We start from the raw sequence: 23692 nt of genomic DNA, 5'->3' as shown, positions 1-23692 counted from the left end.
CGGGCGCATGGCGCTCGGGTAGCCCCGGGTAGCACGGCACCCGGGTAGCGCGCCGTCGCGCGGCGCGCCCGGCCCGCCCCCTCTCCGGGGCAGGCCGGGCGCGCCGCGTTCGCTTTTCGGGACTTGTCGGGGGTGGTCTCGTTTGGGGGTGGAATCGCGCGATCCCGGGATGCGCGACTCCGGGCCGTCCCACCGGTAGAAAGCGAAGGTGCTGACCGACGCTGGAAAGAGGGCCGTGGCGGTGACGGCGGCCGTCGCGGCCGCGCTCGCGGTCGCCGGGGCCGCCGCACTGGGGGCGCCCGTGGCCGCCGCGCCCGCGCCCCCTCCCGAGCCGAGGCCCGCCGGCCTCGCCTGGAAGCCCTGCCCCGCCAAGGACCCGGTGGAGGGCGCCCGGCTCAAGGGCCTGCAGTGCGCGTCCCTCCGGGTGCCGCTCGACCACGCCGACCCGGCCGGCGAGCAGATCACCCTCGGACTCACCCGCGCCCCGCACACCGCGCCGCGGTCCCAGGGCGTGGTGCTGCTCAACCGGGGCGGGCCCGGCGCGCACGGGCGCGACCTGCCCGCCTTCTTCACGGACTCGCTGCCGAAGCGGGTCGCCGCGTCCTACGACTGGATCGGCTTCGACCCGCGCGGCGTCGGCGCCAGCGAGCCCGAACTCGTCTGCGACCCGAAGTACCAGAACCCGGGCCGCGCCCGCCCCGACGCCGTCCCCGCGAGCGCGGCGGAGGAGGAGGCCTGGAAGGACGGGGCCCGGCGGTACGCCGACGACTGCGCCCGCCGGTACGGCAGGATCCTTCCGCACATGGGCACCGCCGACTGGGCCCGCGACATGGACGCCGTCCGCGCCGCCCTCGGCCAGCAGAAGATCAACTACTTCGGCTACTCGTACGGCACGTACCTCGGCGCGGTGTACGCGACGATGTACCCGCAGCGGGTCCGCCGCATGGTGCTCGACAGCGTCGTCCGGCCGAGCGGGGTCTGGTACGGCGACAACCTCGACCAGAACGTCGCCTTCGAGAAGCGCATCAACGCGTACTTCGCCTGGATCGCCCGCCACCACGCGGCCTACCGGCTCGGGGGCTCCGGAGCCGAGGTCGCCGCCGCCTACGCCAGGGTGCGGGCCGAGCTCAAGGCCAAGCCGCTCGACGGGCGGATCGGGCCCTCCGAGCTGGACGACGTGTTCCTCGCCGACGGCTACGGCGACTACGGCTGGGCCGCGCACGCGAGGGCGCTGTCGGCCTACGCCGTCCGGCACGACCCGGCGCCGCTGCGCAAGGCGTGGCAGCCCCCGTCGCGGCTCGAGCAGAACAACTACACGGTCTACAGCGCCGTCCAGTGCCGCGACGCCGCCTGGCCGCGCGACTGGGGGCGCTGGCACGCCGACAGCGAGCGCCTCTACCGCCAGGGCTACCGTTTCGAGACCTGGAGCAACACCTGGTACAACGCGCCCTGCGCCTTCTGGGGGATTCCCGGCGGCCCGCCGCCGCGGGTGGAGGGCGGCCCCGCGCTGCCGCCGATCCTGATGGTGCAGGCCACCGAGGACGCCGCGACCCCGTATCCGGGCGCGCTTGAGATGCACGGCCTGTTCCCGACGTCCCGGCTGCTCGTCCAGGCCGGCGGGCACAACCACGGCGTCTCGCTGTCCGATGACAAGTGCGTCGACGGGGCCGTCGCCGCCTATCTCGACGCCGGGAGGCTCCCCGCGAGCCGGCCCGGACCGGACCAGAGCTGCACGGCCGGGCCCGAGCCCGCCGCGGCCAAGGCGGCCAAGGCGGACCGGGCGGAGCAGGCGGCGGCCCACCGGTGACCCGCCGCTGATCCGCCGCCGGACGGGCCTGTGACCGAGGGCGCGGAGGTGCGCGGCCTCGGGACGGCATAGGCTTGTCCACGTGGAGCTTTCAGTGGTGAGGCCCGGGGGCCGGTAGCCGTGCGGATGCTGGGCTCGATGCCGGTGCGCGTGCTGGACGACCGGTACCGTGCGGAGGCCCTCGCGATCCTGGACGCCGACCCGGTGTCCAACGTGTTCGTCAGTTCCCGCGTGCACGCCGCGGGGCTCGATCCGCGCCGCCTCGGCGCCCAGATGTGGGGCTACCTGCGCGAGGGCCGGCTCGTCTCGCTGTGCTACTCGGGCGCCAACCTCATCCCGGTCGCGGCCGGGCCGGAGGCGGTCCGGGCGTTCGCCGAGCGGGCCCAGGCCCAGGGGCGGCGCTGCTCGTCCATCGTCGGGCCCGTCGACGCGGTCGGGGAGCTGTGGGAGATCCTGGCGCCCTACTGGGGGCCGCCGAGGGCCGTCCGCGCCGAGCAGCCGGTGATGGCGACCTCCACCGTCCCGGACGTGCCCGCCGACCCCGGCGTGCGCCGGGTCCGGATGGAGGAGTTCGACATCGTCTACCCGGCCTGCGTGGCAATGTTCACCGAAGAGGTCGGGGTGTCGCCCAACGCCGGCGACGGAGGCGTGCTCTACCGGGCCCGCGTCGCCGAGCTGATCCGCGACGGCCGCGCTTTCGCCCGGATCGAGGACGGCCGCGTGATGTTCAAGGCCGAGGTCGGCGCCGTCATCCCGCTGGCCTGCCAGGTGCAGGGCGTGTGGGTGCCCCCCGACCTGCGGGGGCGGGGCCTGTCGGAGACCGGGATGTCGGCGGTGGTGCGGGAGGCGCTGCACAGCATCGCGCCGACCGTCTCGCTGTACGTCAACGACTACAACACGCGGGCGCGGGCGGCCTACCGCCGGGTGGGGTTCACCGAGTCGGGCTCGTTTATGTCGATTCTGTTCTGAAACGCTCCTTTCCTGGGATTCTCAGGTGATTGTCATTACGTGCCTGATCTGCCCTGGTCTCTGATTCGATCTTCCCTGCCGGGTACCATCCCGCCGTGGAGTTCGCCGGGGCACTGCGGCAGGCGATCCAGTCGAGCGGGCTGACCCTGGAGCGGATCCGCCACCGGCTCGGCCGGCGCGGCCTCACGGTCAGCGTGGCCACCCTCAGCTACTGGCAGCGGGGCCGCAGCAGACCGCGCTCGCGCACCGTGGTCGTCGCGCTGGAGGAGATCCTCCAGGTGCCGTCCGGCACCCTCACCGAGCTGCTGGACGACCCCGCGCACGCCGTCGCGCCCGTCCGGGGGCCCGCCGCGCGCGGCGGGGGCGGCGCCGGGCAGCCGAACGCGGGGGAGCGCGGCCGGGGCGTCCGGGACCTGTGGCCCGATCCCGAACGCTACGCCTGCCTGGTGGGCCAGCTCGACCGGTCCGGCGACCACCGGCTCGAACGTCTCAGCGTCCACGACGTCTTCCGGCTGGACGAGGCCCGCCGGTCCTGGACGCTGTCGGTGCGGACCGTCCTGCGGGCGGTGGGCGACGACATCGACCGCGTGGTCTGCGTCCACCAGACGGGCAACGGGGCGGGCGGCGACCCGGCCGGGCTGGTGGACGTGCGGTACTGCCGCCCGGGCCGGATCCGCGCCGAGGGCGGGCTGGTGGCGTTCGAGCTGGTCTTCGACCGGGTGCTGTCGACGGGGGACACGGCGGTCGTCGAGTACGAGCTCGGTCCGGTGGGGCAGCCCGCACCCGACAGCTACGACCGGCGCTTCTCCCACCCGGTCCACGACTACGTGGCGCTCGTCCAGTTCGACGGCGACCGGCTGCCCGCGCGCTGCTACGGCTTCACGGCCGAGGGCTCCTCGTCCCCGCGCAGGCGGCTCGGCGAGCTGTGGATCGGCACCTCGGGCAGCGCGAACCTCGCGGTCGGGGCCGTCAGGCGCGGCATCGTCGGCATCGAGTGGGAGTGGCATTAACAGCTGAAATCCAGTCGGCGTCGAAATGTTGACGCTTTCTCGCGTTCTCGCAGAGCATTCACATCGATCGGCTTCGTGACCCCGGCCTCCCCCTGTGGCCGGGGTGCCCCCCACGAACGGAGTTTCGATGAAGAAGCCCCTGCTCGCGGCCCTCGCCGCGGCGCCCCTCGCCGCCGTCCTCGCCACCCCCGCCCAGGCCGTGACCCCCAACGCGCCGCTCACCCTCGCCGCCCCGGGCCAGGGCGTCGCCGGCCAGTACATCGTGACGCTGAAGTCCGGTGTGTCGGTCGGCGCCACCGTGTCCAAGCGCGGGATCAGCACCACCCACCGCTTCGGCAAGGTGCTGAACGGATTCGCCGCCAAGCTCAGCTCCGACCAGCTCACGAAGCTGCGCCGCACGCCCGGCGTCGCGTCGATCGAGCAGGACGCGGTCGTCCGCGCCGACACCACGCAGTCGAACCCGCCGTCGTGGGGCATCGACCGCATCGACCAGACCGCCCTCCCGCTGTCGAAGAGCTACACCTACAACTCGACCGGCGCGGGCGTGTACGCCTACATCATCGACACCGGCATCTACACCTCGCACCCGCAGTTCGGCGGGCGCGCGTCCAACGTGTACGACGCGACCGGCGGCAACGGCGTCGACTGCAACGGCCACGGGACGCACGTCGCCGGGACGGTCGGCTCCACCTCCTACGGCGTCGCCAAGAACGTCTACCTGCGCGGTGTCCGCGTGCTGAACTGCCAGGGCAGCGGCACGTACTCCGGCGTCATCGCGGGCATGAACTGGGTGGCGAGCAACCACTCCAACCCGGCGGTGGCCAACATGTCGCTCGGCGGCGGCTACTCCTCCTCGGTGAACTCCGCCGCCAACAGCCTCGCGAGCTCCGGCGTCTTCCTCGCCGTCGCCGCGGGCAACGACAACGGCAACGCCTGCAACTACTCGCCGGCGAGCGCGGCGAACGCGACGACCGTCGCGGCGAGCACGAGCAGCGACGCGAAGGCCTCCTACAGCAACTACGGGTCCTGCGTCGACCTGTACGGACCGGGGACGTCCATCACCTCGACCTGGCTGAACGGCGGGACGAACACCATCAGCGGCACCTCGATGGCCACCCCGCACGTCACCGGTGTCGCCGCCCTCTACAAGGCCGCGAACGGCAACGCCTCCTACAGCACCATCCGCAGCTGGCTGACCTCCAACGCGGTCAGCGGCGTGATCAGCGGCAACCCGTCCGGGACGCCGAACCGCCTGCTCAACAAGCGCAGCCTCTGACAGGGCCTCCGGGTCCGGTCCGCGCCGGCGGACCCGGGAATCCGGCACCCCGCCCGCCGTGCGAGCGGCGGGCGGGGACCGGATCACGTCGGTAGGATTCATCGCCACGGCGCGACCGGGCCCCGGTGACCGCTTCGGCGGAAGCCGGGGCCGACGGTTGTGACAGTTTGCCTGTTGGCATCCCGCCCGCGGAGCCTTACAGTGAGCGCGGAAGTTGCAATTGCGGTAGTCAAGGCCGTTTTGCGGGGGCCGGCCGGAGCCGATCCGGAGGCCGAGCATGCAGAGTGTCGCAGAGGACGATCTTCTCCAGGTCCTCCAGTACGGGCCGTTCAACGTCGCCCTGCACGCCGCCATCCAGGCGCGCGGACTGAGCCTCGACTCGCTGCGGCGCCGCCTGGAGGAGCAGGGCATCGCGGTCAGCCTGTCCACCCTGAGCTACTGGCAGCGCGGCCGGACCCGGCCCGAGCGCGCAGACTCCCTGCGCGCCGTCCGCGGCCTGGAGACCATCCTCGAGCTGCCGCGGCACTCCCTGCTGACGCTGCTCAGGCCGACCACCGACCGTCCCGCCGGGCCCTGGCTGCCGGTCGAGGAGCTGTGCCCCGAGCCCGGCGTCCGCGACCTGCTGGACGAGATCGGCGACCGCGGCGAGCGGCAGCTCACCGGCCTCAGCCTGCACGACCAGTACATCATCGGGCGGCGGCGGGAACTGCGCGAGGTCCGGGTCCGCGCGGTGTTCCAGGCCCAGCAGCGCGGCGTGGACCGCTGGATCGCCGTCTACCACCACCCGCAGGGCGTGCTGCCCTCGTCGCGCACCGTGCGCGGGTGCCGGTTCGGCCGCGTCCGGATGGACGAGGCGAGCGGCCTCATCGCCGCCGAGCTGCTGTTCGACCGGGCGCTCGGCCGCGGCGAGACCTACCTGCTGGAGTACGGCTTCGGGTTCGAGGAGACCGGCCCGCCCGTGACCGAGGAGGGCCGCGGCTTCCGCACCCCGCAGCACGAGTACCTCATCGAGATCCGGTTCCATCCGGCGGCGCTGCCCGCCCGCTGCTACCGGACGTGGCGCCCCGACGGGCACACCGCGCTGAAGGACACCGCCGACCTGCGGCTGTCCAGCTACCAGAGCGTCCACTTCATCGAGTTCGGGATGGCCGCCGGCTACCACGGCATCCGCTGGGAGTGGACCTGATCCGAAGCCGGGCCAGGCCGGCCGCTACCGGACCAGCAGGTCGAGGAGCCGGTCGAGTTCGGCGGCCGGGTCGCCGGTGAGCCCGGCGTGCACCGGGCCCGGCTGCACGATCGTGCTGCGCGGCGCGGTCAGCCACCGGAACCGCGAGCCGGGGGCCTCCTTCGCGGCCTGGCCGGCGCGCTCCCCGCCGCAGCAGACCGCGTCCACCGCGTTGAGGGCGGCCCGGACGCCCGCCAGGTCGAGCGCCGGGTCCAGGGCGAGCAGGCGCCGCTCGTCGAGGTGGGTGCGGCACCCGAGGTAGTCGAGGGCGCGGCAGTACACGACCACGCCGACGTTCATGGACTCGCCCCGCTCGACGCGCGGGACGACGCGCAGCGCGGCGTACTCGAACACCGTGGGCTCGGCCGCCGTCCTGATGTTGGTCGTCCTGCCGGAGGTCACGAGGCGCCTCCGAGCCAGCCGGGACGGTTCTGGCCGCGCCGGGCGGAGGTGTCCGGGCGGTGGCCGCTGACGTCGAGGCCGGGCAGCCAGTCGCGCGGCTTCCCGGCGCGCGGCAGCAGGATGTCGACGTAGGCGTCGCGGAGCGCCTGCGGGTCGGCGAAGCCGGGCTCGCCCTCCAGCCAGTGGTCGGGCACGAGGTCGGCGACCTCGCGCAGCAGCCCCTCGGTGATCCTGGGGGCGAGCTCCGCCTCGGCCTCCTCCAGCCGGGTCGCGTACGGGGTCAGCACGTGGTCGTCCACGTCGTACGGGCCGGAGAACAGCCGGGCCGCGTTGGACCACGCGTGGTGGAAGATCAGGCTCGCGCCGTGGTCGATGAGCCACACGTCGCCGTGCCACACGAGCATGTTCGGGTTGCGCCAGCTGCGGTCGACGTTGCCGATGAACGCGTCGAACCACAGCACCCGGGAGGCGAAGCCGGGGTCGGGGCTCCAGCCGAGCGGGTCGAAGCCGAGCGAGCCGGGCAGGAAGTCGACGCCGAGGTTCCAGCCGGGGCTGGCCTTCAGCAGGTCCTGCACGTCGGGGTCGGGCTCGTGCCGTCCGATCGCCGGGTCCAGGTCGATGAGCACCTGCTCGGGCACCCGCAGGCCGAGGCGGCGCGCCAGCTCGCCGGCGATCACCTCGGCGATCAGCGCCTTGCGGCCCTGCCCGGCCCCGTGGAACTTCATGACGTAGGTGCCGAGGTCGTCGGCCTCGACGACGCCCGGAAGCGATCCGCCCTCGCGGAGCGGCGTCACGTAGCGGATGGCGGTCACATGTGGCAACACGCCGCAACGCTACCGGGTGGGGGTGCGGCCGGGATAATCGACTACATGGGCGTTGAGCTGCTCGACCTGTCGGTGCCGATCACCACGGGCATGCCGGTCTACCCGGGCGACCCCGAGGTGGAGGCCGTCCCGGCCCTCACGGTCGCGGAGGCGGGCGTGAACGTGCTCCGGCTGCACCTGGGGTCGCAGACCGGCACGCACGTGGACGCCCCGTTCCACATCGACGACGCGCTGCCGAGGCTGGACGAACTGCCGCTGGCGCGGTTCACCGGTCCGGCCGTGGTGATGGACGTGCGGGGCCTGCCGCCCCGCGCGCCGATCCCGCCGGACGCAGTCCCGGCGGGTCTCGCGCCGGGCGACGTCCTGCTCATCGCGACGGGCTGGTCGGAGCGCTGGGGGACCGCCGACTACCTGGCCCACCCCTATCCGGCGCCCGAGACGGCGGAGGCCATCGTCGCCGCGGGCGTGCTGACGGTGGGCATCGACGCGCTCAGCGTGGACCGCACCCCGCCGCCCGGCTCGGACGACTTCTCGCTCGCCGCCCACCGCGTCCTCTGCGGCGCCGGAGCGGTGATCGCGGAGAACCTGACCGGTCTCGGCCGCCTCGCCGACGCCCAGGCGGCGGGCTGCGCGATCGACGTCTCCCTGTTCCCGCTGGCCCTGGCGGGCGCGGACGGAGCCCCCGTCCGGGCCGTCGCGCGCGTGGACGACCGGGCCGTCCTTGTCTGAGAGCGCGCCCGCGCCGTCCGGCCCATACTGGGGACCGGCCGACGGGAGGATGTGGACGGATGCGGGTGGAGTGGGCGACGGACCAGGGCAGCCCAGAGCGGCCCAACGAGGACTTCGTGGCGGCCGCCGCCGGAGCGGTCGTGGTGCTCGACGGCTGCGGGCTGCCCCTCGGCACCGACCTCGGCTGCGCGCACGGAACCGCCTGGTACTCCCGGTCGCTCGGCACCCGGCTCCTGGCGCGGCTGCTCGAGGGGTTCGGGCCGCAGGCCGGCCCGCCGGTGGGGCCGCCCGAGGGCGCGCACCGGCCCGGCGCCCGGCCGCTGGTCGCGCGGCTCGCCGGGGCGATCGCGGACGTGGCCGCCGCGCACCGGGCCACCTGCGACCTGCGGGTCCCGACGACCCCGGCGGCGACCGTGCTCGCGCTGCGGCGGCGGGGCGACCTGGTCGACTACCTGGTGCTCGCCGACTCGACCGTCCTGCTGGACGGCCGCGACGGCCTGCGGGAGATCACCGGGGGCCGCGACTACGCCGCCGCGGACCCGGCCGTGGCCGACGCCGCGATCACCGGCACGGTGCCGGCCGCCGACCTGCGCCGCGCGTTCCTGCTGACCGACGGCGCGACGCGCCTCGCCGACATGTTCGGCGCCACCGGCTGGGCAGGGCTGGCGGCGCTGGCCGCCGACCGGGGGCCCGCGGCGCTGATCGAGCGGACGCGGGAGGCCGAGCGCACCGACCCCCGGGCCGTCCGCTGGCCGCGGGGCAAGGTCCACGACGACGCCACCGCGGCCGTCTGCGATCTCGGCGGCTGAGCCGCGCCGAGCTATCGCTTGGTCACGCCGATAGGCTGCGGGGACCTTGACGGAGGGACCCGGCATGCGCCTCGGCATCACGATGTTCGCGACCGACCTGACCATGGCGCCGCACGAGCTGGCCGGGGAGGCGGAGGCGCGCGGGTTCGCCTCCCTCTACCTCCCCGAGCACACCCACATCCCCGTGTCCCGCGCCACCCCGGCGCCGACGGGCGCCGAGACCCTGCCCGAGGAGTACTCCCGCACCCTCGACCCGCTCGTGTCGCTCGCCGCGGCCGCCGTCACGACCGAGCGGATCGTCCTCGGCACCGGCGTCCTGCTGCCCGCCCAGCGCGAGCCGATCGTCACCGCCAAGGCCGTCGCCACCCTCGACCGGCTTGCCCCCGGACGGGTCGTGCTCGGCATCGGCTACGGGTGGAACGCCGAGGAGGGCGCGGACCACGGCGTCCCGTGGAAGCGGCGGAGGGCCGTGGCGCGCGAGCACGTCCTCGCCATGCGGGCCCTCTGGACGGACGAGGAGGCGTCCTTCGAGGGGGAGTTCGTGAGCTTCGCCGCTAGCCGTGCGTGGCCCAAGCCGTCCCGCCGCGTCCCCGTGCTGCTCGGCGGCGCCCCCGGCCCCACCCTGTTCGCGCACATCGCCGAGTACGGGGACGGGTGGATGCCGATCGGCGGCGCGGGCGTCCGCGAGGCCCTGCCCGCGCTGCGCCGCGCCTGCGAGGACGCGGGCCGCGACCCGGTGCCCGTGATCCCGTTCGGGACGCTGCCCACCCCGGGGAAGCTCGACCACTACGCCTCGCTCGGGATCGAGGAGGTCGTGCTGCGCGTCCCCGCGGGCGGCCGCGACGCGGTCCTGCCGGTGCTGGACGAGTACGCCCGCGCCCACCTGTGAGCTAGCGGATCATGCGGAAGCAGAAGAACGTCGGGAACCGGTAGTACTGCCCCTTGCCGGCCTTCACCGCGCCGAGGATGAGGAACACCCAGCCCCCGATCAGCACCTCCAGGTACGGGAGGATGAGCGGGACGAGGAACGCGGGCTCCTTCATCACGATGGCCGGCGGGGCGCAGAGCGCAGCCACGGCCAGCAGGTGGATGAGCATCGTGAGCTGGTAGTTCATCGACTGCGCCGCGTGGAACCGGGTGAACGGCGAGGTGTTCTTCTTCACCAGGTAGATGACCAGCGGCGGGATGAAGCCGATCAGCACGTTCCCGACGTAGGCGAAGATCGCCCAGGTCGTCTCCTCGCCCGGGTTCTGCGCGGCGTACGGGACGCCGGGAGGGCCGTACCCGTAGCGCGGGTCGTACGCGGCGCCGGGCTGCGCACCGGGCGGCGGACCCGGCGGCAGGCCGGGCTGCCCGGGCGGCTGGCCGTAGGCGCCGTAATAGGGCGGCGGCTGCTGGGGAGGCGGCGGCTGGTCGGAGGGCGGCGCCTGGTCGAACGAGGGCGGCTGGTCGAACGAGGGCGGCTGGTCCGAAGACGGCGCCTTGTCGAACGACGGCGCCTTGTCGAACGACGGGGGCTGGTCGGAAGGCGGGGGCTGGTCGGAAGGCGGCGGTGGGGGCTGGTCCGTCACGGGGCGTCCTCATGTCCTCGTCGAGTGTCCCTGCAGGGGATACGCAGGAATCTATAGGAGCCGGGCGCGCCCGCGCGGCGACCGCTCAGCGGGACCGGTGTCCGGACCGGTCGCCCGCATCTTCTAGAATTTCGTTCGGCCAATGGGGCGAGGGGGCATGCCCCGCGAGGAGGCTGAGTTGAGCGAGATCCCGATGGACCGGCCCGTGCTGGGGGACGACGAGGCCGCGGCGCTGACGGGTCTCGCCGCCCGCGTGCGCGAACTCGCCGAGGCCACCGTCCTCACCGCCGCCGGGGCCGCCGAGGCCGCCGCGGTGGCGGACGAGATCGCGGCGCTGACCGCCCGGCTCTCCGCCGAGCGCCGCGACGCGCCGCCGTTCGCCACGCCCGGCGAGACCCGCATGGACCGCCAGATCGCCAACCCCGTCGCCGGGGCGCTCAACCCCCTCGCGCCGCCGATCGTCCTGGAGGCCGACTCGGACGGCATCGTCCGCGGCACGTTCACGCTCGGCGCCGTCTACGAGGGCCCGCCCTCGTACGTGCACGGCGGCGTCTCCGCGATGGTGCTCGACCAGGCGCTCGGCATGGCGGCGGCCGCCAGCGGCAACCCGGGCATGACCGCGACCCTGGAGACGCGCTACCGGCGCCCCACCCCGCTCGGCGTCCCGCTCCAGGTGGAGGCGAAGGCGAGCCGGGTGGAGGGGCGCAAGGTCTACGCGTCCGGGACGATCAGCGCGCCGGACGGGCGCGTCACGGTCGAGGCGACCGCGATGTTCATCATGCCGCAGCGGTTCGTCACGTCGCAGTACTGACCTCCGTCCGGTCCGGGACCGGCGCGGGCAGCAGGGCGAGCGCACCGAGGGTCAGCACCGAGGCCACGATCATGCTGATCGAGATGGCCTGCCAGCCGTAGTCGTGCAGCAGCCACGTCGCGAGCAGCGGCGCGGGGCCGCCCGCGAACACCGAGGCGAGCTGGTAGCCGATGCCCGCCCCGCCGTACCGCAGCCGCGTGGGGAACGTCGAGGCGATCAGCGACGCCTGCGGCCCGTACTGGACGGCGTGCGGGATCTGCGCCACCACCACCGCGACGACGACCAGCGCCGCGATCTCGGTGTTGAGCAGCGCGAAGTACGGGAACGCGAACAGCGCCACGCAGATCGAGCCGGCCGCGTACACCCGCCGGGGCCCTATGCGGTCGCCGAGATGCCCGGCGGCGGGGATCGTGAACAGCTCCAGCGCGGCCGCCGCCGTCACCGCGCTGAGCGCGAGCCCCTGCGCCATGTCGAGGTGCTTGTGCACGTAGGTCAGCGCGAACGAGGTGAACAGGTAGAACGGCATCTGCTCCGAGCAGCGCAGCAGCGCGCTCAGGATGATCTCCTTGGGGTGGCGCCTGACGACCTCGACGACCGGTACCCGGGCGACCTCGTCGCGCTTGACGACCTCGGCGAACAGCGGCGTCTCCATCACCCGGACCCGCACCCACAGCCCGATCGCGACGAGGACGAGGCTGAACAGGAACGGGATGCGCCATGCCCAGGCGCGGAACGCCTCGTCCGCGGAGAGGGCGATGGCGGTCATCATGCCGGTGCCGAGGATGAGCCCGATCGGGACGCCGAGCTGCGGCAGGCTCGCCATCAGCCCGCGCCGTTCCCGGTCGCCCCACTCCATCGACAGCAGCACCGAGCCGCTCCACTCGCCGCCGACCGCGATGCCCTGCAGGATCCGCAGGAACACCAGCAGGGCGGGCGCGGCCCAGCCGATCGTCTCGGTGCCCGGCAGCACGCCGATCAGCGCGCTCGACACGCCCATCAGCACGAGCGTGACGATCAGCGTGGCCTTGCGGCCGAGCCGGTCGCCCCAGTGCCCGAAGACCGCCGCGCCCACCGGACGGGCCGCGAAGCCCACCGCGTAGGTCGCGAACGCCGACAGCGTGCCCGCGTAGTCGCTCGACTCGGGGAAGAAGACGTCCTTGAAGACGATGGCCGCGGCGGTGTTGTAGAGGAAGAAGTCGTACCACTCGATGGAGGTGCCGATCACGCTCGCGGCGGCGGCCTTGCGGACCTGCGCGCGGCGCTCCTCGGCGTCCGCGGCGCCGGCGCGCCCGGCCTCTCCGGGATCCAGAACCATGGGAGCCGTTGACCTTTCCGACCGCCCCCGCCGGTCCCAGCGATTTGACCCACTGTTTCCCGCTGGGTTCGCCGCCGAAACCGTCGCGGCACGAAACGGTCGACAAACCGGTGGATCCCCGCTCAGTACTCGTAGACCTTGACGGTCGGGGCGTGCTGGTACCAGGACGCGATGATCGACGAGGTGTGCTCGTCGGACAGGAAGTCGACGCGCAGCCAGCCCTCGGTCTGCGTCACGCGCGTCTCGTAGCCGGGGTTGGGGGTCGCCGACACCAGGCGCACCCGGTCCTTCTCGATCGACATCGCCGCGCTTCCGCCGCGCGTGGCGTAGCTGCGCACGTGGTCGGTCGGCTTGGGCGAGGCGGAGCCGTCCGGCCTGCCGGGCGGCGCCTTCGGGGTCTTGGACGGCCGGGGCCCCTGGTCCTGGCCCGTCGGCGGACTCGACCGCGCGGTGGGCGACCCGATGCCCGTCGGTCCCGGCGGCGGGGACGGGCTGGAATGGATCACCGGCCCGGCGATCGGCGGCGGGGCCGACCGGTCCGACACCGCGCTGCGCACGACGCCGCGCACCCCGAGCCAGGAGAGCGCCACCGCGAGCGCGGTCACCCCGGCCCATGGGGCAACATACGACATCGCGCGACGCATGGGCACATGGTGGCATACGGTTCCGCCATGGCGAGTGTGTTGGTGGTCGAGGACGACGCGAACGTCCGGACCGCCTTGATCAGGGAGCTGAGCGTCCGGTCGCACGTCGTGCGCAGCGTCGGGACCGCGATGGACGCGCTGCGCGAGGTCACGCAGTCCCCGCCCGACGTCGTCGTGCTCGACCTCGGGCTGCCCGACCTCGACGGAGCCGAGGTGCTGAAGATGCTGCGCGGCATCTCCGACGTGCCGGTCATCATCGCGACCGCGCGCGACGACGAGCCCGAGATCGTCCGGTTACTGAACGCGGGCGCCGACGACTACCTCATCAAGCCGTTCTCCATCGAGCACCTCAGCGCCCGGCTCGCCGCGGTGCTGCGCAGGTCCGCGCGGTCCGGGCCCACCGCGGAGCTCAGCGTGGGCGGCCTGCACATCGACCTCGACCGCCGGGAGGCGCTACTGGACGGCAAGCCGCTGGAGCTGACCCGCCGCGAGTTCGACCTGCTGGCCTACCTCGCCGCCCGTCCCGGCCGGGTCGTCGCGCGGCGCGAGCTGCTCGCCGAGGTGTGGCGGCAGGCCTACGGCGACGACCAGACCATCGACGTCCACCTGTCCTGGCTGCGCCGCAAGCTGGGCGAGACCGCCGCCGCCCCCCGCTACCTGCACACGGTCCGCGGGGTCGGGGTCCGGCTGGCCGACCCGGGCGCATGAGGCGGACGCTCGTCCTGGTGTCGCTGGCGGTCACCTCGATGGTCGCCCTGGCGTTCCTCATCCCGCTCGCCCTCACCGTCCGGGAGATCGCCCGCGACCGCGCGCTGACCACCGCCGAGCGGCAGGCCAGCGCGCTCGGCCCCGTCCTCGTCGTCACCGAGGACCCGGCCGCGCTCGAACGCGCCGTCGCCAGCACCCAGGCCGGCGCGGCCGGGCGGATGACCGTGCACATGCCGGACGGCGGGCTCGTCCCGAAGAACCCCCGCACCGAGAACGCCGCCCGGCCCGACCAACTCGCCGAGGCCGGGCGGCGCGGCCGCTCGTACACCGCGCGCCTGGAAGGCGGGTACGCGCTGCTCCAGCCGGTGTCGCTGGACGCGGGCCGTACCGCCGTCGTCGAGGTGTTCCTGCCCGACGAGGACCTGTCGCGCGGCGTCTGGAAGGCGTGGCTCGTCATGACGACGGTCGCCGCCGCGCTCGTCGCCGGGTCCGTCGCCGTCGCCGACCGGCTGGGCGCGCGCATGATCCGCTCCACCCGCCGCCTCGCCGAGGCGGCGGGCGCGTTCGGCGACGGGGAGCTGTCGGTGCGGATCGAGCCGGACGGGCCGCCCGAGCTGGTCGAGGCGGGCCTGGCGTTCAACGCGATGGCCGACCACGTCGTCCAGCTGCTGTCGGCCGAGCGGGAGATGGCGGCCGACCTGTCGCACCGGCTCCGCACCCCGCTCGCCGCCCTCCGCCTCAACGTCGAGGCCCTCGGGGACGGGCACGTCGCCGAGCAGACCCGGGAGGCCGTCGACCGGATCGAGCGCGAGGTCGACCAGATCATCCGGACCGTCCGGCGGCCCACCGGACGGGGCAGCTGCGACGCCTCCAAGGTGCTGCGCGACCGGGTCGCGTTCTGGTCCGTCCTCGCCGAGGACGAGGGGCGCTCCTGCGAGCTGATCGGCGCCGAGGGCCCCGCGCCGCTGCCGATCCCGGGCACCGAGCTCGCCGCCGCCGTGGACGCGCTGCTCGGCAACGTCTTCCGGCACACGGCCGAGGGCACCGGCTTCGTCGTCACCCTCCACCAGGGGCAGGGCGTCACCGGCATCCTCGTCGCCGACGGCGGCCCCGGCATATCCGACCCGGACGCGGCGCTGAAGCGGGGTAGCAGCGGCGGCGGCTCCACCGGCCTCGGCCTGGACATCGCCCGCCGCGCCGCCGAGTCGACCGGCGGCTACCTGCGCATCCACCGGAGCGTCCTCGGCGGCGCCCAGGTGCAGATGTGGTTCCGGACGAGGTGGCTGCCGCCGGCCCGCCGCTCCCGCCGCCTCGTCCGCCGCCGCCACTCCCGCACCTGACCGGCGCCCGGTATGCCGGGCATGGAGCCGCCTGCGCCCGGAGCCGGCAAGGTCGCCGCCGGGGCCGTGCCCCTCCTCCTCTGTCGGAGGGTTGCGCCGGGCGAGGGTGCCCCGTGTGGCCGCGGGGCCCGCGGTGAACCTTGTGAGTCGGTGCAGCTGTTGCGGGTAAAAACTAGTTCTTTTGAAAAAACGTGCCTTGATCGGGTCCCCGTTCGCCTTGCCCGCCGACCGGAGTGAGACGGACAGACCTCCGGTCGGTTCGCGGCCCATGAGGCAGTTTGTGACTCCAGGTTTATAGAGCATGCCTCTAAGTGACTTGCTGTCGCAAGTCACTCGCTTCAACTGCCGGGGATCGTTCATCTGAACCGGCTCCTCGGCCTCTGGCCCGGTGCTCGACTGTGCGACGCCTCACACACCCTCCTCTGGACTGTGTCCATTTTTACCTATAAAAACTATCTCACTAGTAAAAACTGGGCCCGGAAGGGGTCGGCAGGATGGATGGTGCAAGATCGAAAGCGCTGATCGCCGCGCTGGCGTTCGCGGTGGCGCTGACCGTGTCACTGTGGACGATTCCACGCGAAGGCGGCGCCGCGGCGGGGACGTCGCATTCGGCCGGGACGTCGGACCCGGCCGGGGCCGCGGGTCATGATGCGACCTCACCCGACGGCGCGGCCACCCACGGCGGATCCGACGGGTGGAAGGCCATGGACGAGGCCATGGCGAAGCGTGACAAGAGCTTCCCCGCGGCGACCGAAGGGCAGGGAGGGCAGGTACTGGCGCCCAAGGTGCTGCCGGACGGAACCAAGGAGTTCCGGCTGACGGCCAAGCCCGTCAGGTGGGAGGTGGAGCCGGGGAAGGTCGTGGACGCGTGGGCTTTCAACGGCATGGTGCCGGGCCCGACGATCCGCGCCGACGTGGGAGACAAGGTCCGCATCGTCGTGAAGAACGAGTTGCCCGAGCCGACCAGCGTCCACTGGCACGGCATTCAGTTGCCCAACAAGATGGACGGCGTCCCCAGCGTCACCCAGGACTCGATCAAGCCCGGCGGCACCTTCACCTACGCCTTCCCGGTGACGCGGATCGCCGATTCCTGGTACCACTCCCACTACAACGGCACCAAGCAGGTGAGCAGCGGGCTGTGGGGCGCGATCCAGTTCGGCGAGATCCCGACCCCGAACAAGGAGAAGGTGGCCCAGAAGCACATCATTCAGATCCAGGACGCCGGCGCGATCGGAATGACGCTCAACGGCAAGTCCTTCCCCGCCACCACCCCGTTGAAGGCCCGCCTGAACGACTGGGTCGAGGTCACCTATGTCAACGCGGGCAGCATGGCGCATCCGATGCACCTGCACGGTGTGGACCAGGTGGTGATAGCCAAGGACGGGTTCCCCCTGGAACAGACCTACAAGGCCGACACGCTCAACGTCGCACCCGGAGAGCGCTACACCGTCCTGATCCACGCCGACCAGCCCGGCAAATGGATCTGGCACTGCCATATCTTCTCCCACTCCGAAGGCTCCCAGGGCATGTTCGGACTGGTCATGGAGATGCAGGTCACGTGAGGTGAGCGCGGCCGCCGCCCACGGCCCATGACCGTCCCTTTCCCCTCTCTCGCACATTCGGAGTGAGCAATGTCAACAACCCCTGCGCCGGATCACCCGGCCCCCGACAGAGGGACGCACGCGGCCCTCTCTCATGGCCGCCGGGTCACGGCCCTCAGCGGACTCCTGCCCGCCATCAGCGCCGCACTCGCGCTGGGACTGATCGTCGGGCTCCTCATGGTCAGCGCATCCCCCGGTCACGGCCCCCACCGGCTGGCCTCGGCTGCGGGCGGCGCCGCCTCCTCGGCCGGGGGCGTGGACGCGGCCCTCCCCGGAGCGGGAAAGAAGGTCACCCTCGAGTTCGAAGAGGGCGACATGTACATCAAGCCGAACAAGGTCACGGTTCCGGCCGGTGCCGATGTCACCGTGAAGGTCGTCAACAAGGGCAGCCAGCCGCACACCCTCAACCTGGAAGGCAGAAACGGCGGACAGCTCGAACCGGGCACGTCCGCGACCCAGCACTGGGGCGTGCTCACCGAGTCGACCCAGGCATGGTGCGTCATCCCCGGGCACAAGGACGCCGGCATGCTCGTCGAGATCACCGTGACCGGCGGAAAGACCACGTCCACCGCGGCGGCGGGCGGCGGCGCGGCCGTGGCCGCCGACGACGGAAACGCGAAGATCGACCCGGCCGCGAAGCCTCCGGCCGGCTGGAAGGCGCACGATCCGACGGCGCCGGTCAACGACGGCAAGGACGTCCACGAGGCCACCTTCACCGTCACCGAGAAGGAGATGGAGGTGGCACCCGGGGTCAAACAGGTGCGGTGGACCTTCAACGGGACCGCGCCCGGCCCCACCCTGCGCGGCAAGGTCGGTGACACCTTCAAGATCACACTTGTCAACAGGGGGACGATGGCGCACTCCATCGACTTCCACGCCTCGAAGGTCGCGCCGAACGTCCAGATGAGGACCATCAAACCCGGCGAGTCGCTGGTCTACGAGTTCGAGGCCCAGTTCTCCGGGATCTTCACCTACCACTGCGGTGCCGACCCGATGATCTACCACATGGGGAACGGCATGTACGGGGCACTGATCGTCGACCCGCCGGACCTCGGCAAGGTCGACAAGGAACTGGTGCTGGTCCAGTCGGAGCTGTACCTCGGGCCGCAGGGCAAGCCCGGCGACCTGAAGAAGATGCTGGCCGGCCGGAACGACGCCGTGGTGCTCAACGGCTACCACAACCAGTACGTCCATTCCCCGATCAAGGTGAAGCCCGGTGAACGCGTCAGGGTGTGGGTCGATGACAGCGGCCCCAACGAGAACATCGCCTTCCACGTCGTCGGGACCATCTTCGACACGGTGTGGAAGGAAGGCCAGTACACCCTGCGGCGGGGCAACCCGGAGAAGGGCGGGTCACAGGTACTCGACCTGCAGCCCACCCAGGGCGGCTTCGTCGAGTTCACCCTTCCGGACGCCGGCACCTACCCCTTCCTCGGTCACAAGATGATGAACATGGCCAACGGAGGCCTCGGCCTCTTCCAGGTCGGCTGACCCGACACCAAGGAGGCGACCATGACCACGCTGCTCGAAGCCAGAAGCAAGGGAGCGGGCCTGCGATCGCAAGCCCTGTACAGGCGGTACGCCGCGATCGGCTCGTTCGTCGCGGCGCTCGTCCACTACGCCGTCGTCCCGGAGCACTTGGACGAATGGTGGGCGCAGGGCGTGTTCTTCAGCGCCATCGGCATGTTCCAGCTCATCTGGGCCGTGCTGGTGTACACCGGTGACGAGCGCCCGATGCTGCTGTCCGGGCTGCTCGTCAACCTCGGCGCCCTCACCTTGTGGGCGGTGACCCGTACGGCGGGGCTGCCCTTCGGGCCCGAGGCAGGGGAGGCAGAGGCGGTCGGTGTCCTCGACGTCATCAGCGTCGTGATCGAGGTCGCGGTGGTCGCCGCGATCCTGGTCGCCCTGTTCGGTCGGCGGACGGCCGTTCGGGACGAGCCCGGCGAGCAGAGCCTCTGACACCTGTGATCAGTCGGCGGTCGGACGTCCGATCGGTTCGACCGGCCCGCCGTCACCTTCCGTGGACGGCTTCCCCTCGCGGCGAAGATAAGCCAGGCAGAGGTGCGGCGCGATCATGGGGTCCAGCCGATCCGCGATCAGCGGCACGTCCATCTGGGCGAGTGCCCCCTGGATCAGGCCCAGATGCAGGGAGCACGCGACGTCCGCGTGCTGGTCGGCGATATCACCGAAGGCGCAATTGTGCACCCGGAGCCGGATCTCCTCCGGATCCGGGTGCTCGGCGTCGTGTTCGAACTCCGGACTGAAGCCCATGCCGGCCATCAGGCGGTTGAGCCGCTCGAGAGCGTCCGCGAGACGGAGGCGCTGGAACGGTGCGGGAGCATCGGTGAGATAGCGTCCCCACGCACGGCCGGTCTCGATCGCGGCCTCGCGCGGATCGGGCAGCATGCCGGCGACGAGACTTGCGAGCATCCCCGCGAGCAGCCGGTAGCTCCGCCTCCCGTCGTCGCCTGCCGCCCGGTACATCGAACGCGGACGTCCGGGCCGGCCGCGATCCTCGGTCACCCGCTCCACCAAGCCCGACTCGACCAGACCGTCGAGATGGAAACGCGTTGTGCTGGGATGCAGCCCGGCCCGCTCGGCGATCTCCCGTATGCCGAGTGGTCCGGAGCCCGCGGTCCTGATCAACTGGAGGACCCGGGCGCGGCTGTCGCCGAGGGTCGCCTCCGCCGAGGGTTCCGTGTCCACCCAAGCGTCGCCGTCCATGTGACGAGTTTATGCATACCCGCTAGTGCAAATAGGTCAGGAAACCGGCGTGGGCCGCTCATCGGCTGCTGCGGTACAGAGTGGTCGCGGGTCTGAGCTAGGAATCAGGCGGGATCACGCATGAGAAGACGCCGGGGAAGCGCGTGACCTCTGAGGGACGTAGGGCAGGCATAGAGTCGCCTTAAATCCGCCTTAACCAGGGTGGGGACGCCGCGGAGCGCACCTACCGTGACCGGCATGAGACGCCCCCGCCCCCAGTACGTCGCCGCCGGCCTCATCGGCGTCGTCGGCCTCGTCGTCGCCGTCCTCATCGCCGTCGCGGGAATCGTCGCCAGCGGGAACGTGCCCACCGCACCCAGCTCGTACACGATCCGGGTGGTGGGCCTCGCGGACCCGCACGACCTCACCCACGCGCCCGGGGGCTAGCCCTCCTCGCGGACGTGGTCACCGGTCGCGCCGTCGAGCAGTTCGCGGAGGATGTCCATGTGGCCGGCGTGCCGCGCCGTCTCCTCGACCATGTGGATCAGCACCCACCGCAGGGAGACCTCGGCGCCGTGCCAGGCGGTGCCCCGGTCCTCGAGGCCCAGCTCCTCGATGACCTTGTCGGACGCGGCCCGCGCCCGCCCGTAGAACGCGGCGATGCCCTCGATGGTCTCGCCGGGCTCGATCCTGAGGTCGGCCTCCGGGTCGTCGTCGCTGAACGGAAGCGGCTCGGTCTCCCGCCCGAACGTCCTGGAGAACCAGTCGTACTCGACCGCGGCGAGGTGCTTGGTCAGGCCGAGCAGGCTCGTGCCGGACGGGGTCATGGGGCGCCGCGCCTGCTCCTCGTCCAGGCCGTCCAGCTTCCACAGGACCACGTCCCGATGCCGGTCGAGGGCGGCCTTCAGACTTTCCTTCTCATCACCGGTGTACGGCACTTCTTCCATGCGGGGACGCTATCAGCGCGACCGAACCGGGCCGGAGTCCTGGGGACGCCGGCCCGGTGAGCTTGCGGTCAGCAGTTGAAGTACTTGACGTACCACTTACCGACGGTGTCCCCGTTGTCCGGGCCGAGTTTGTAGTCGGCGATCCAGCGGTGGGGAGTCATCATGACCCACAGGTAGCCGTCCCTGCGCTCGATGGTGTCCCAGTCGGTCTTGACCTTGGAGTCCCTCGCCAGGACGCCGACCACCGGGTAGTCGAGGCTCGGCCCGGTGCGGACGTTGAGCCCGTTCTCCGGCAGGACCTCCCCGTAGCACCAGTGGGCGCGCCCCCCGTCGCGGGCGAGGAGCCGGTTCATCGCCTCGGCCGCGCCCTGCGGCCCGACCTCGATGGCGCCCGGACCGTGGCCCTCCTCCTGCGGCTGCGAAGGGCTGGGATGGGCCGCGTGTGACCCGTTCTGGCCCGGAACCGGCGGCGGCGCGGCCGAGGCGGCCGCGCCGAGCCCGAGCGCACCGCCGGTGAGCGCCGTAGCGGCCGCGGCGACGCCGAGCTTCATCCTTACGTGCATCTGAAACCTCCCCCTTGAGGCGGCGGACTTACACCAGCATGTTACCCAGAGTCATGCCAGATGTGCAGAGAGTCGCGAAGCCACTTCTTACTCCCCCGACCCGGGCACCCCCACCCGCCCCCCACAGCCGAGTTCCCACCCGTCCGCGCAGGTGAACGACTCCAGCCCACCCTCCCCGACCACCCTCAGACGGGGCGTGAATAAGGGTGGCTCAGGGGTTCCCTAAGTGAGGCTTAAAGGGGTTCTGGTGGGGGGTGGGGCGGCTTAGCGTTGCGGGTGTCAGATCGGAGACACGGCGGAGGTGCACAGGCGGAGAGCGCAGAGCGAGACGTCGGCTGAGGTTCCGACTGAGGTTCCTGATTGAGACAGGTTTCTGGCCCGCACGGCCCCGTAACCCCGCTCTGGGGCCGTGCGGGCCAGAAGTCTTTTCAGGGGCGGGGGAGGGCGCCGAGCAGGAGCAGGCGGAAGGCGTCGGCGGTGCCCGTGGCGGTGGTGTCGCCGGTGGCGAGGCGGCGGACGGCGAGGCCGTAGAGCATCGCGACGACCGCGGGGGCGTGGCGTTCGGCGTCCGGGATGCCGAGGGCGGTCAGGATGGCGGCGGCCAGGCGGTCGTAGGCCTCGACGGAGCGCGTGGAGGTCTCGCGGAGGGCCGGGTTGCGGGCGGCGTGCAGGTGGAGTTCGAGGTTCGCGAGCTGCTCGGGGTCGTGGGTGACGCCGAGGACGGCCTTCTCGACCTCGTCGGCGGCCTCGACGGGCGCGATGCCCGACTCGGCGAGGGCCTGGACGTAGGCGGTGATGCGGGCGATCTCCTGCTCGACGAAGGTGTGCAGCGCCTCGCGGAGCAGGTCCTCCTGGCTGGGGAAGTGGTAGGTCAGGGAGCCGAGGGAGACGCCGGCCGCGCGGGCGACGGCCCTGTTGGTCACGGCGCCGATGCCCTGCTCGCCGATCAGGCGGAGGGTGGCGTGGAGGATCTGGTCGCGGGCGCTCATCGAAGCACAGTCTTCCCTAGTACCGGTGGCTTCAGTATCGTTCGTTCGAACGAACGATAGCGGGAGGCTGCTGTGGAAGCGGGACTGGCCGGGCAGGCGGAGGCGCTGGCGAAGGGGGAGGTCTCCTCGAGCGACCTGGTGGAGGAGAGCCTGGAGGCCATCGGCCGGCAGGAGTCGCTCGGCGCGTTCCGGGTGGTGCGGGCCGAGGCGGCCGCGCAGGAGGCGCTGGAGGCCGACAAGCGGCTGGCGGACGGGGAGCGGCTGCCGCTGCTCGGGGTGCCCGTCGCCATCAAGGACGACACGGACCTGGCGGGGGAGACCACGCCCTTCGCGGTCGCGGCGGACCACCGGCCGGTGACGCGGGACGGGGAGGTCGTGCGCAAGCTGCGGGCGGCCGGGGCCGTCATCGTGGGGAAGACGACGACGTGCGAGCTCGGGCTGTGGCCGTTCAGCGAGTCGCGCGAGTACGGGATCGCGCGGAACCCGTGGAACCCCGACTACTCGCCCGGCGGGTCGTCGGGCGGGTCGGCGGCGGCCGTGGCGGCGGGCATGGTCGCGGCGGCGGTCGGTTCCGACGGGGCCGGTTCGGTCCGCATCCCGGCGGCGTGGACGGGCCTGGTCGGCATCAAGCCCCAGCGCGGGCGGGTGTCCGCCTATCCGCAGACGGATCCGTTCAACGGGATCACCGTGTGGGGGCCGCTGGCGCGGACCGTGGGGGACGCCGCCCTGCTGCTCGACGTGCTGACCGGCAGCCACCCCGAGGACGTCTACCAGCTCGACCCGCCCATCACCTCGTTCGCCGAGGCGGCGAAGCGGGAGCCGGGCAGGCTGCGGATCGCCGTGTCCTACCGGACGGCCCTCGGGGTCAGCGGGAGGCTCGACCCGCAGATCCGGTCGGCGGTGGAGCGGCTCGCGCGGAGGCTGACCGCCCTCGGGCACAAGGTGTTCCCCGCCGACCCCGACTACGGGCCGGTGGCGCTCGGGCTCGTCCCGCGCGGGACGGCCGGTGTCGCCGACTGGCTGGAGTCCCTGCCCGACCCGCGGCCCGATCCCCGGACGGAGGCCGAGGCGCGGATCGGGCGGGTCCTCGGCCGGCGGCTGCTGCCCCTGGCGAAGCGGATGGACCCGTACCTGAGGAGGCGGGTCGGGCGCATCTTCCAGGTCGCGGACGTGGTGATGACGCCCACGACCGCGCAGCCGCCGTTGCGCGTCGGGGCCTTCGACGGGGCCGGCTACCAGAAGACGCAGTCGGGTGTCGCGGCCGCGTGCCCGTACGCGTGGACGTGGAACGTCCTGGGATGGCCCGGGGTGAACGTGCCGGCGGGGTTCACGAAGAACGGGCTGCCGATCGGCGCCCAGCTGCTCGGGCACGACTCCGACGAGGCGACGCTCATCTCGCTCGCGGCGCAGCTGGAGTCGGTCGAAGGATGGGCCGAGCGGCGCCCCTAG

The 23692-nt window shown here is 72.5% G+C and carries 25 protein-coding genes; 16 read left to right on the top strand and 9 right to left on the bottom strand.

What is annotated here, in order from left to right; all coding sequences use genetic code 11:
* Positions 1-208 precede the first annotated feature (208 nt).
* The 5 genes from K4S16_RS06155 (at position 209) to K4S16_RS06135 (ending at position 6248) form a co-directional block, all read left to right on the top strand.
* Positions 209-1807, top strand: coding sequence for an alpha/beta hydrolase (locus tag K4S16_RS06155; RefSeq protein WP_149257752.1), 1599 nt, complete (start codon positions 209-211; stop codon positions 1805-1807).
* A 126-nt stretch (positions 1808-1933) separates the two neighbouring features.
* On the top strand, positions 1934-2776 hold the full coding sequence (locus K4S16_RS06150) for a GNAT family N-acetyltransferase (RefSeq protein WP_149258069.1): 843 nt from the start codon (positions 1934-1936) through the stop codon (positions 2774-2776).
* A 95-nt stretch (positions 2777-2871) separates the two neighbouring features.
* Positions 2872-3786: a helix-turn-helix domain-containing protein gene (locus K4S16_RS06145; protein WP_149257751.1), complete on the top strand. Its 915-nt coding sequence runs from the start codon at positions 2872-2874 to the stop codon at positions 3784-3786.
* Between the two features lie 127 nt (positions 3787-3913).
* Complete coding sequence (locus tag K4S16_RS06140; RefSeq protein WP_149257750.1) at positions 3914-5062, top strand: S8 family peptidase; 1149 nt, start codon at positions 3914-3916, stop codon at positions 5060-5062.
* A 277-nt stretch (positions 5063-5339) separates the two neighbouring features.
* Positions 5340-6248 carry a hypothetical protein gene (locus K4S16_RS06135; protein WP_149257749.1) on the top strand — a complete coding sequence of 303 codons (909 nt, stop codon included), beginning with the start codon at positions 5340-5342 and terminating at the stop codon, positions 6246-6248.
* Positions 6249-6272: 24 nt separating this feature from the next.
* On the opposite strand, the gene K4S16_RS06130 is transcribed toward K4S16_RS06135, so the two are convergent.
* Positions 6273-6689, bottom strand: a complete 417-nt coding sequence (locus tag K4S16_RS06130; protein ID WP_268843211.1) for a DUF3037 domain-containing protein — start codon at positions 6687-6689, stop codon at positions 6273-6275.
* On the bottom strand, positions 6686-7513 hold the full coding sequence (locus K4S16_RS06125; protein WP_149257748.1) for a HipA family kinase: 828 nt from the start codon (positions 7511-7513) through the stop codon (positions 6686-6688). Before K4S16_RS06125 ends, K4S16_RS06130 begins: the two co-directional genes overlap by 4 nt.
* Before the next feature lie 45 nt (positions 7514-7558).
* Here K4S16_RS06125 and K4S16_RS06120 point away from each other — a divergent pair, with 45 nt between their 5' ends.
* The 3 genes from K4S16_RS06120 to K4S16_RS06110 are packed head-to-tail and all read left to right on the top strand — an operon-like array spanning position 7559 to position 9940.
* Entirely contained in the window at positions 7559-8242 is a 684-nt protein-coding gene (locus tag K4S16_RS06120) for a cyclase family protein (RefSeq protein ID WP_149257747.1), read from the top strand.
* 59 nt (positions 8243-8301) lie between these two features.
* Positions 8302-9051, top strand: coding sequence for a hypothetical protein (locus tag K4S16_RS06115; protein ID WP_149257746.1), 750 nt, complete (start codon positions 8302-8304; stop codon positions 9049-9051).
* Between the two features lie 46 nt (positions 9052-9097).
* Entirely contained in the window at positions 9098-9940 is an 843-nt protein-coding gene (locus tag K4S16_RS06110; protein ID WP_235036596.1) for an LLM class F420-dependent oxidoreductase, read from the top strand.
* A gap of 1 nt (position 9941) precedes the next feature.
* Here K4S16_RS06110 and K4S16_RS06105 read toward each other — a convergent pair whose 3' ends face one another.
* Positions 9942-10622, bottom strand: a complete 681-nt coding sequence (locus tag K4S16_RS06105) for a DUF4870 domain-containing protein (protein WP_149257745.1) — start codon at positions 10620-10622, stop codon at positions 9942-9944.
* Between the two features lie 178 nt (positions 10623-10800).
* Here K4S16_RS06105 and K4S16_RS06100 point away from each other — a divergent pair, with 178 nt between their 5' ends.
* Complete coding sequence (locus K4S16_RS06100; RefSeq protein WP_160160854.1) at positions 10801-11433, top strand: PaaI family thioesterase; 633 nt, start codon at positions 10801-10803, stop codon at positions 11431-11433.
* On the opposite strand, the gene K4S16_RS06095 is transcribed toward K4S16_RS06100, so the two are convergent.
* Together K4S16_RS06095 and K4S16_RS06090 are read right to left on the bottom strand one after the other, a co-directional pair.
* Positions 11417-12748: an MFS transporter gene (locus K4S16_RS06095; RefSeq protein ID WP_149257743.1), complete on the bottom strand. Its 1332-nt coding sequence runs from the start codon at positions 12746-12748 to the stop codon at positions 11417-11419. The two genes, K4S16_RS06100 and K4S16_RS06095, sit on opposite strands and share 17 nt — an antisense overlap.
* A 122-nt stretch (positions 12749-12870) precedes the next feature.
* On the bottom strand, positions 12871-13392 hold the full coding sequence (locus tag K4S16_RS06090) for a hypothetical protein (protein ID WP_149257742.1): 522 nt from the start codon (positions 13390-13392) through the stop codon (positions 12871-12873).
* Between the two features lie 27 nt (positions 13393-13419).
* Between K4S16_RS06090 and K4S16_RS06085 the strand changes: the two genes are divergently transcribed.
* From K4S16_RS06085 to K4S16_RS06065, 5 genes are all read left to right on the top strand, one after another.
* On the top strand, positions 13420-14100 hold the full coding sequence (locus tag K4S16_RS06085) for a response regulator transcription factor (protein ID WP_200841696.1): 681 nt from the start codon (positions 13420-13422) through the stop codon (positions 14098-14100).
* Positions 14097-15440 carry a HAMP domain-containing sensor histidine kinase gene (locus K4S16_RS06080; protein WP_149257741.1) on the top strand — a complete coding sequence of 448 codons (1344 nt, stop codon included), beginning with the start codon at positions 14097-14099 and terminating at the stop codon, positions 15438-15440. The genes K4S16_RS06085 and K4S16_RS06080 overlap by 4 nt, the downstream gene beginning before the upstream one ends.
* A gap of 494 nt (positions 15441-15934) precedes the next feature.
* A complete protein-coding gene (locus K4S16_RS06075) occupies positions 15935-17002 on the top strand; it encodes a multicopper oxidase family protein (protein WP_149257740.1) in 1068 nt (355 codons plus the stop codon).
* 216 nt (positions 17003-17218) lie between these two features.
* Positions 17219-18532 (top strand): multicopper oxidase domain-containing protein, encoded by a 1314-nt coding sequence (locus K4S16_RS44245; protein ID WP_160160853.1) that lies wholly within the window; start codon positions 17219-17221, stop codon positions 18530-18532.
* A gap of 21 nt (positions 18533-18553) precedes the next feature.
* A complete protein-coding gene (locus tag K4S16_RS06065) occupies positions 18554-19000 on the top strand; it encodes a hypothetical protein (RefSeq protein ID WP_149257738.1) in 447 nt (148 codons plus the stop codon).
* 9 nt (positions 19001-19009) lie between these two features.
* On the opposite strand, the gene K4S16_RS06060 is transcribed toward K4S16_RS06065, so the two are convergent.
* Positions 19010-19765: a metalloregulator ArsR/SmtB family transcription factor gene (locus K4S16_RS06060; RefSeq protein WP_149257737.1), complete on the bottom strand. Its 756-nt coding sequence runs from the start codon at positions 19763-19765 to the stop codon at positions 19010-19012.
* Positions 19766-20002: 237 nt separating this feature from the next.
* Here K4S16_RS06060 and K4S16_RS06055 point away from each other — a divergent pair, with 237 nt between their 5' ends.
* Entirely contained in the window at positions 20003-20191 is a 189-nt protein-coding gene (locus tag K4S16_RS06055; protein WP_149257736.1) for a hypothetical protein, read from the top strand.
* Here K4S16_RS06055 and K4S16_RS06050 read toward each other — a convergent pair.
* The 3 genes from K4S16_RS06050 to K4S16_RS06040 form a co-directional block, all read right to left on the bottom strand.
* Positions 20188-20691 (bottom strand): DinB family protein, encoded by a 504-nt coding sequence (locus K4S16_RS06050; RefSeq protein WP_149257735.1) that lies wholly within the window; start codon positions 20689-20691, stop codon positions 20188-20190. The genes K4S16_RS06055 and K4S16_RS06050 overlap by 4 nt on opposite strands.
* A gap of 68 nt (positions 20692-20759) precedes the next feature.
* The gene (locus tag K4S16_RS06045) at positions 20760-21254 is read right to left on the bottom strand and encodes an SH3 domain-containing protein (RefSeq protein WP_149257734.1); all 495 of its coding nucleotides are present in this window, start codon (positions 21252-21254) and stop codon (positions 20760-20762) included.
* A 428-nt stretch (positions 21255-21682) separates the two neighbouring features.
* On the bottom strand, positions 21683-22243 hold the full coding sequence (locus K4S16_RS06040; RefSeq protein ID WP_149257733.1) for a TetR/AcrR family transcriptional regulator: 561 nt from the start codon (positions 22241-22243) through the stop codon (positions 21683-21685).
* A 72-nt stretch (positions 22244-22315) separates the two neighbouring features.
* On the opposite strand from K4S16_RS06040, the gene K4S16_RS06035 reads away from it, so the two are divergent.
* Entirely contained in the window at positions 22316-23692 is a 1377-nt protein-coding gene (locus tag K4S16_RS06035) for an amidase (RefSeq protein ID WP_149257732.1), read from the top strand.

This window comes from Actinomadura sp. K4S16 (assembly GCF_008327685.1).
Lineage (GTDB): Bacteria > Actinomycetota > Actinomycetes > Streptosporangiales > Streptosporangiaceae > Spirillospora.
Note: the sequence above shows the minus strand (reverse complement) of the source record. Positions and strands in the feature narration are given on the sequence as shown.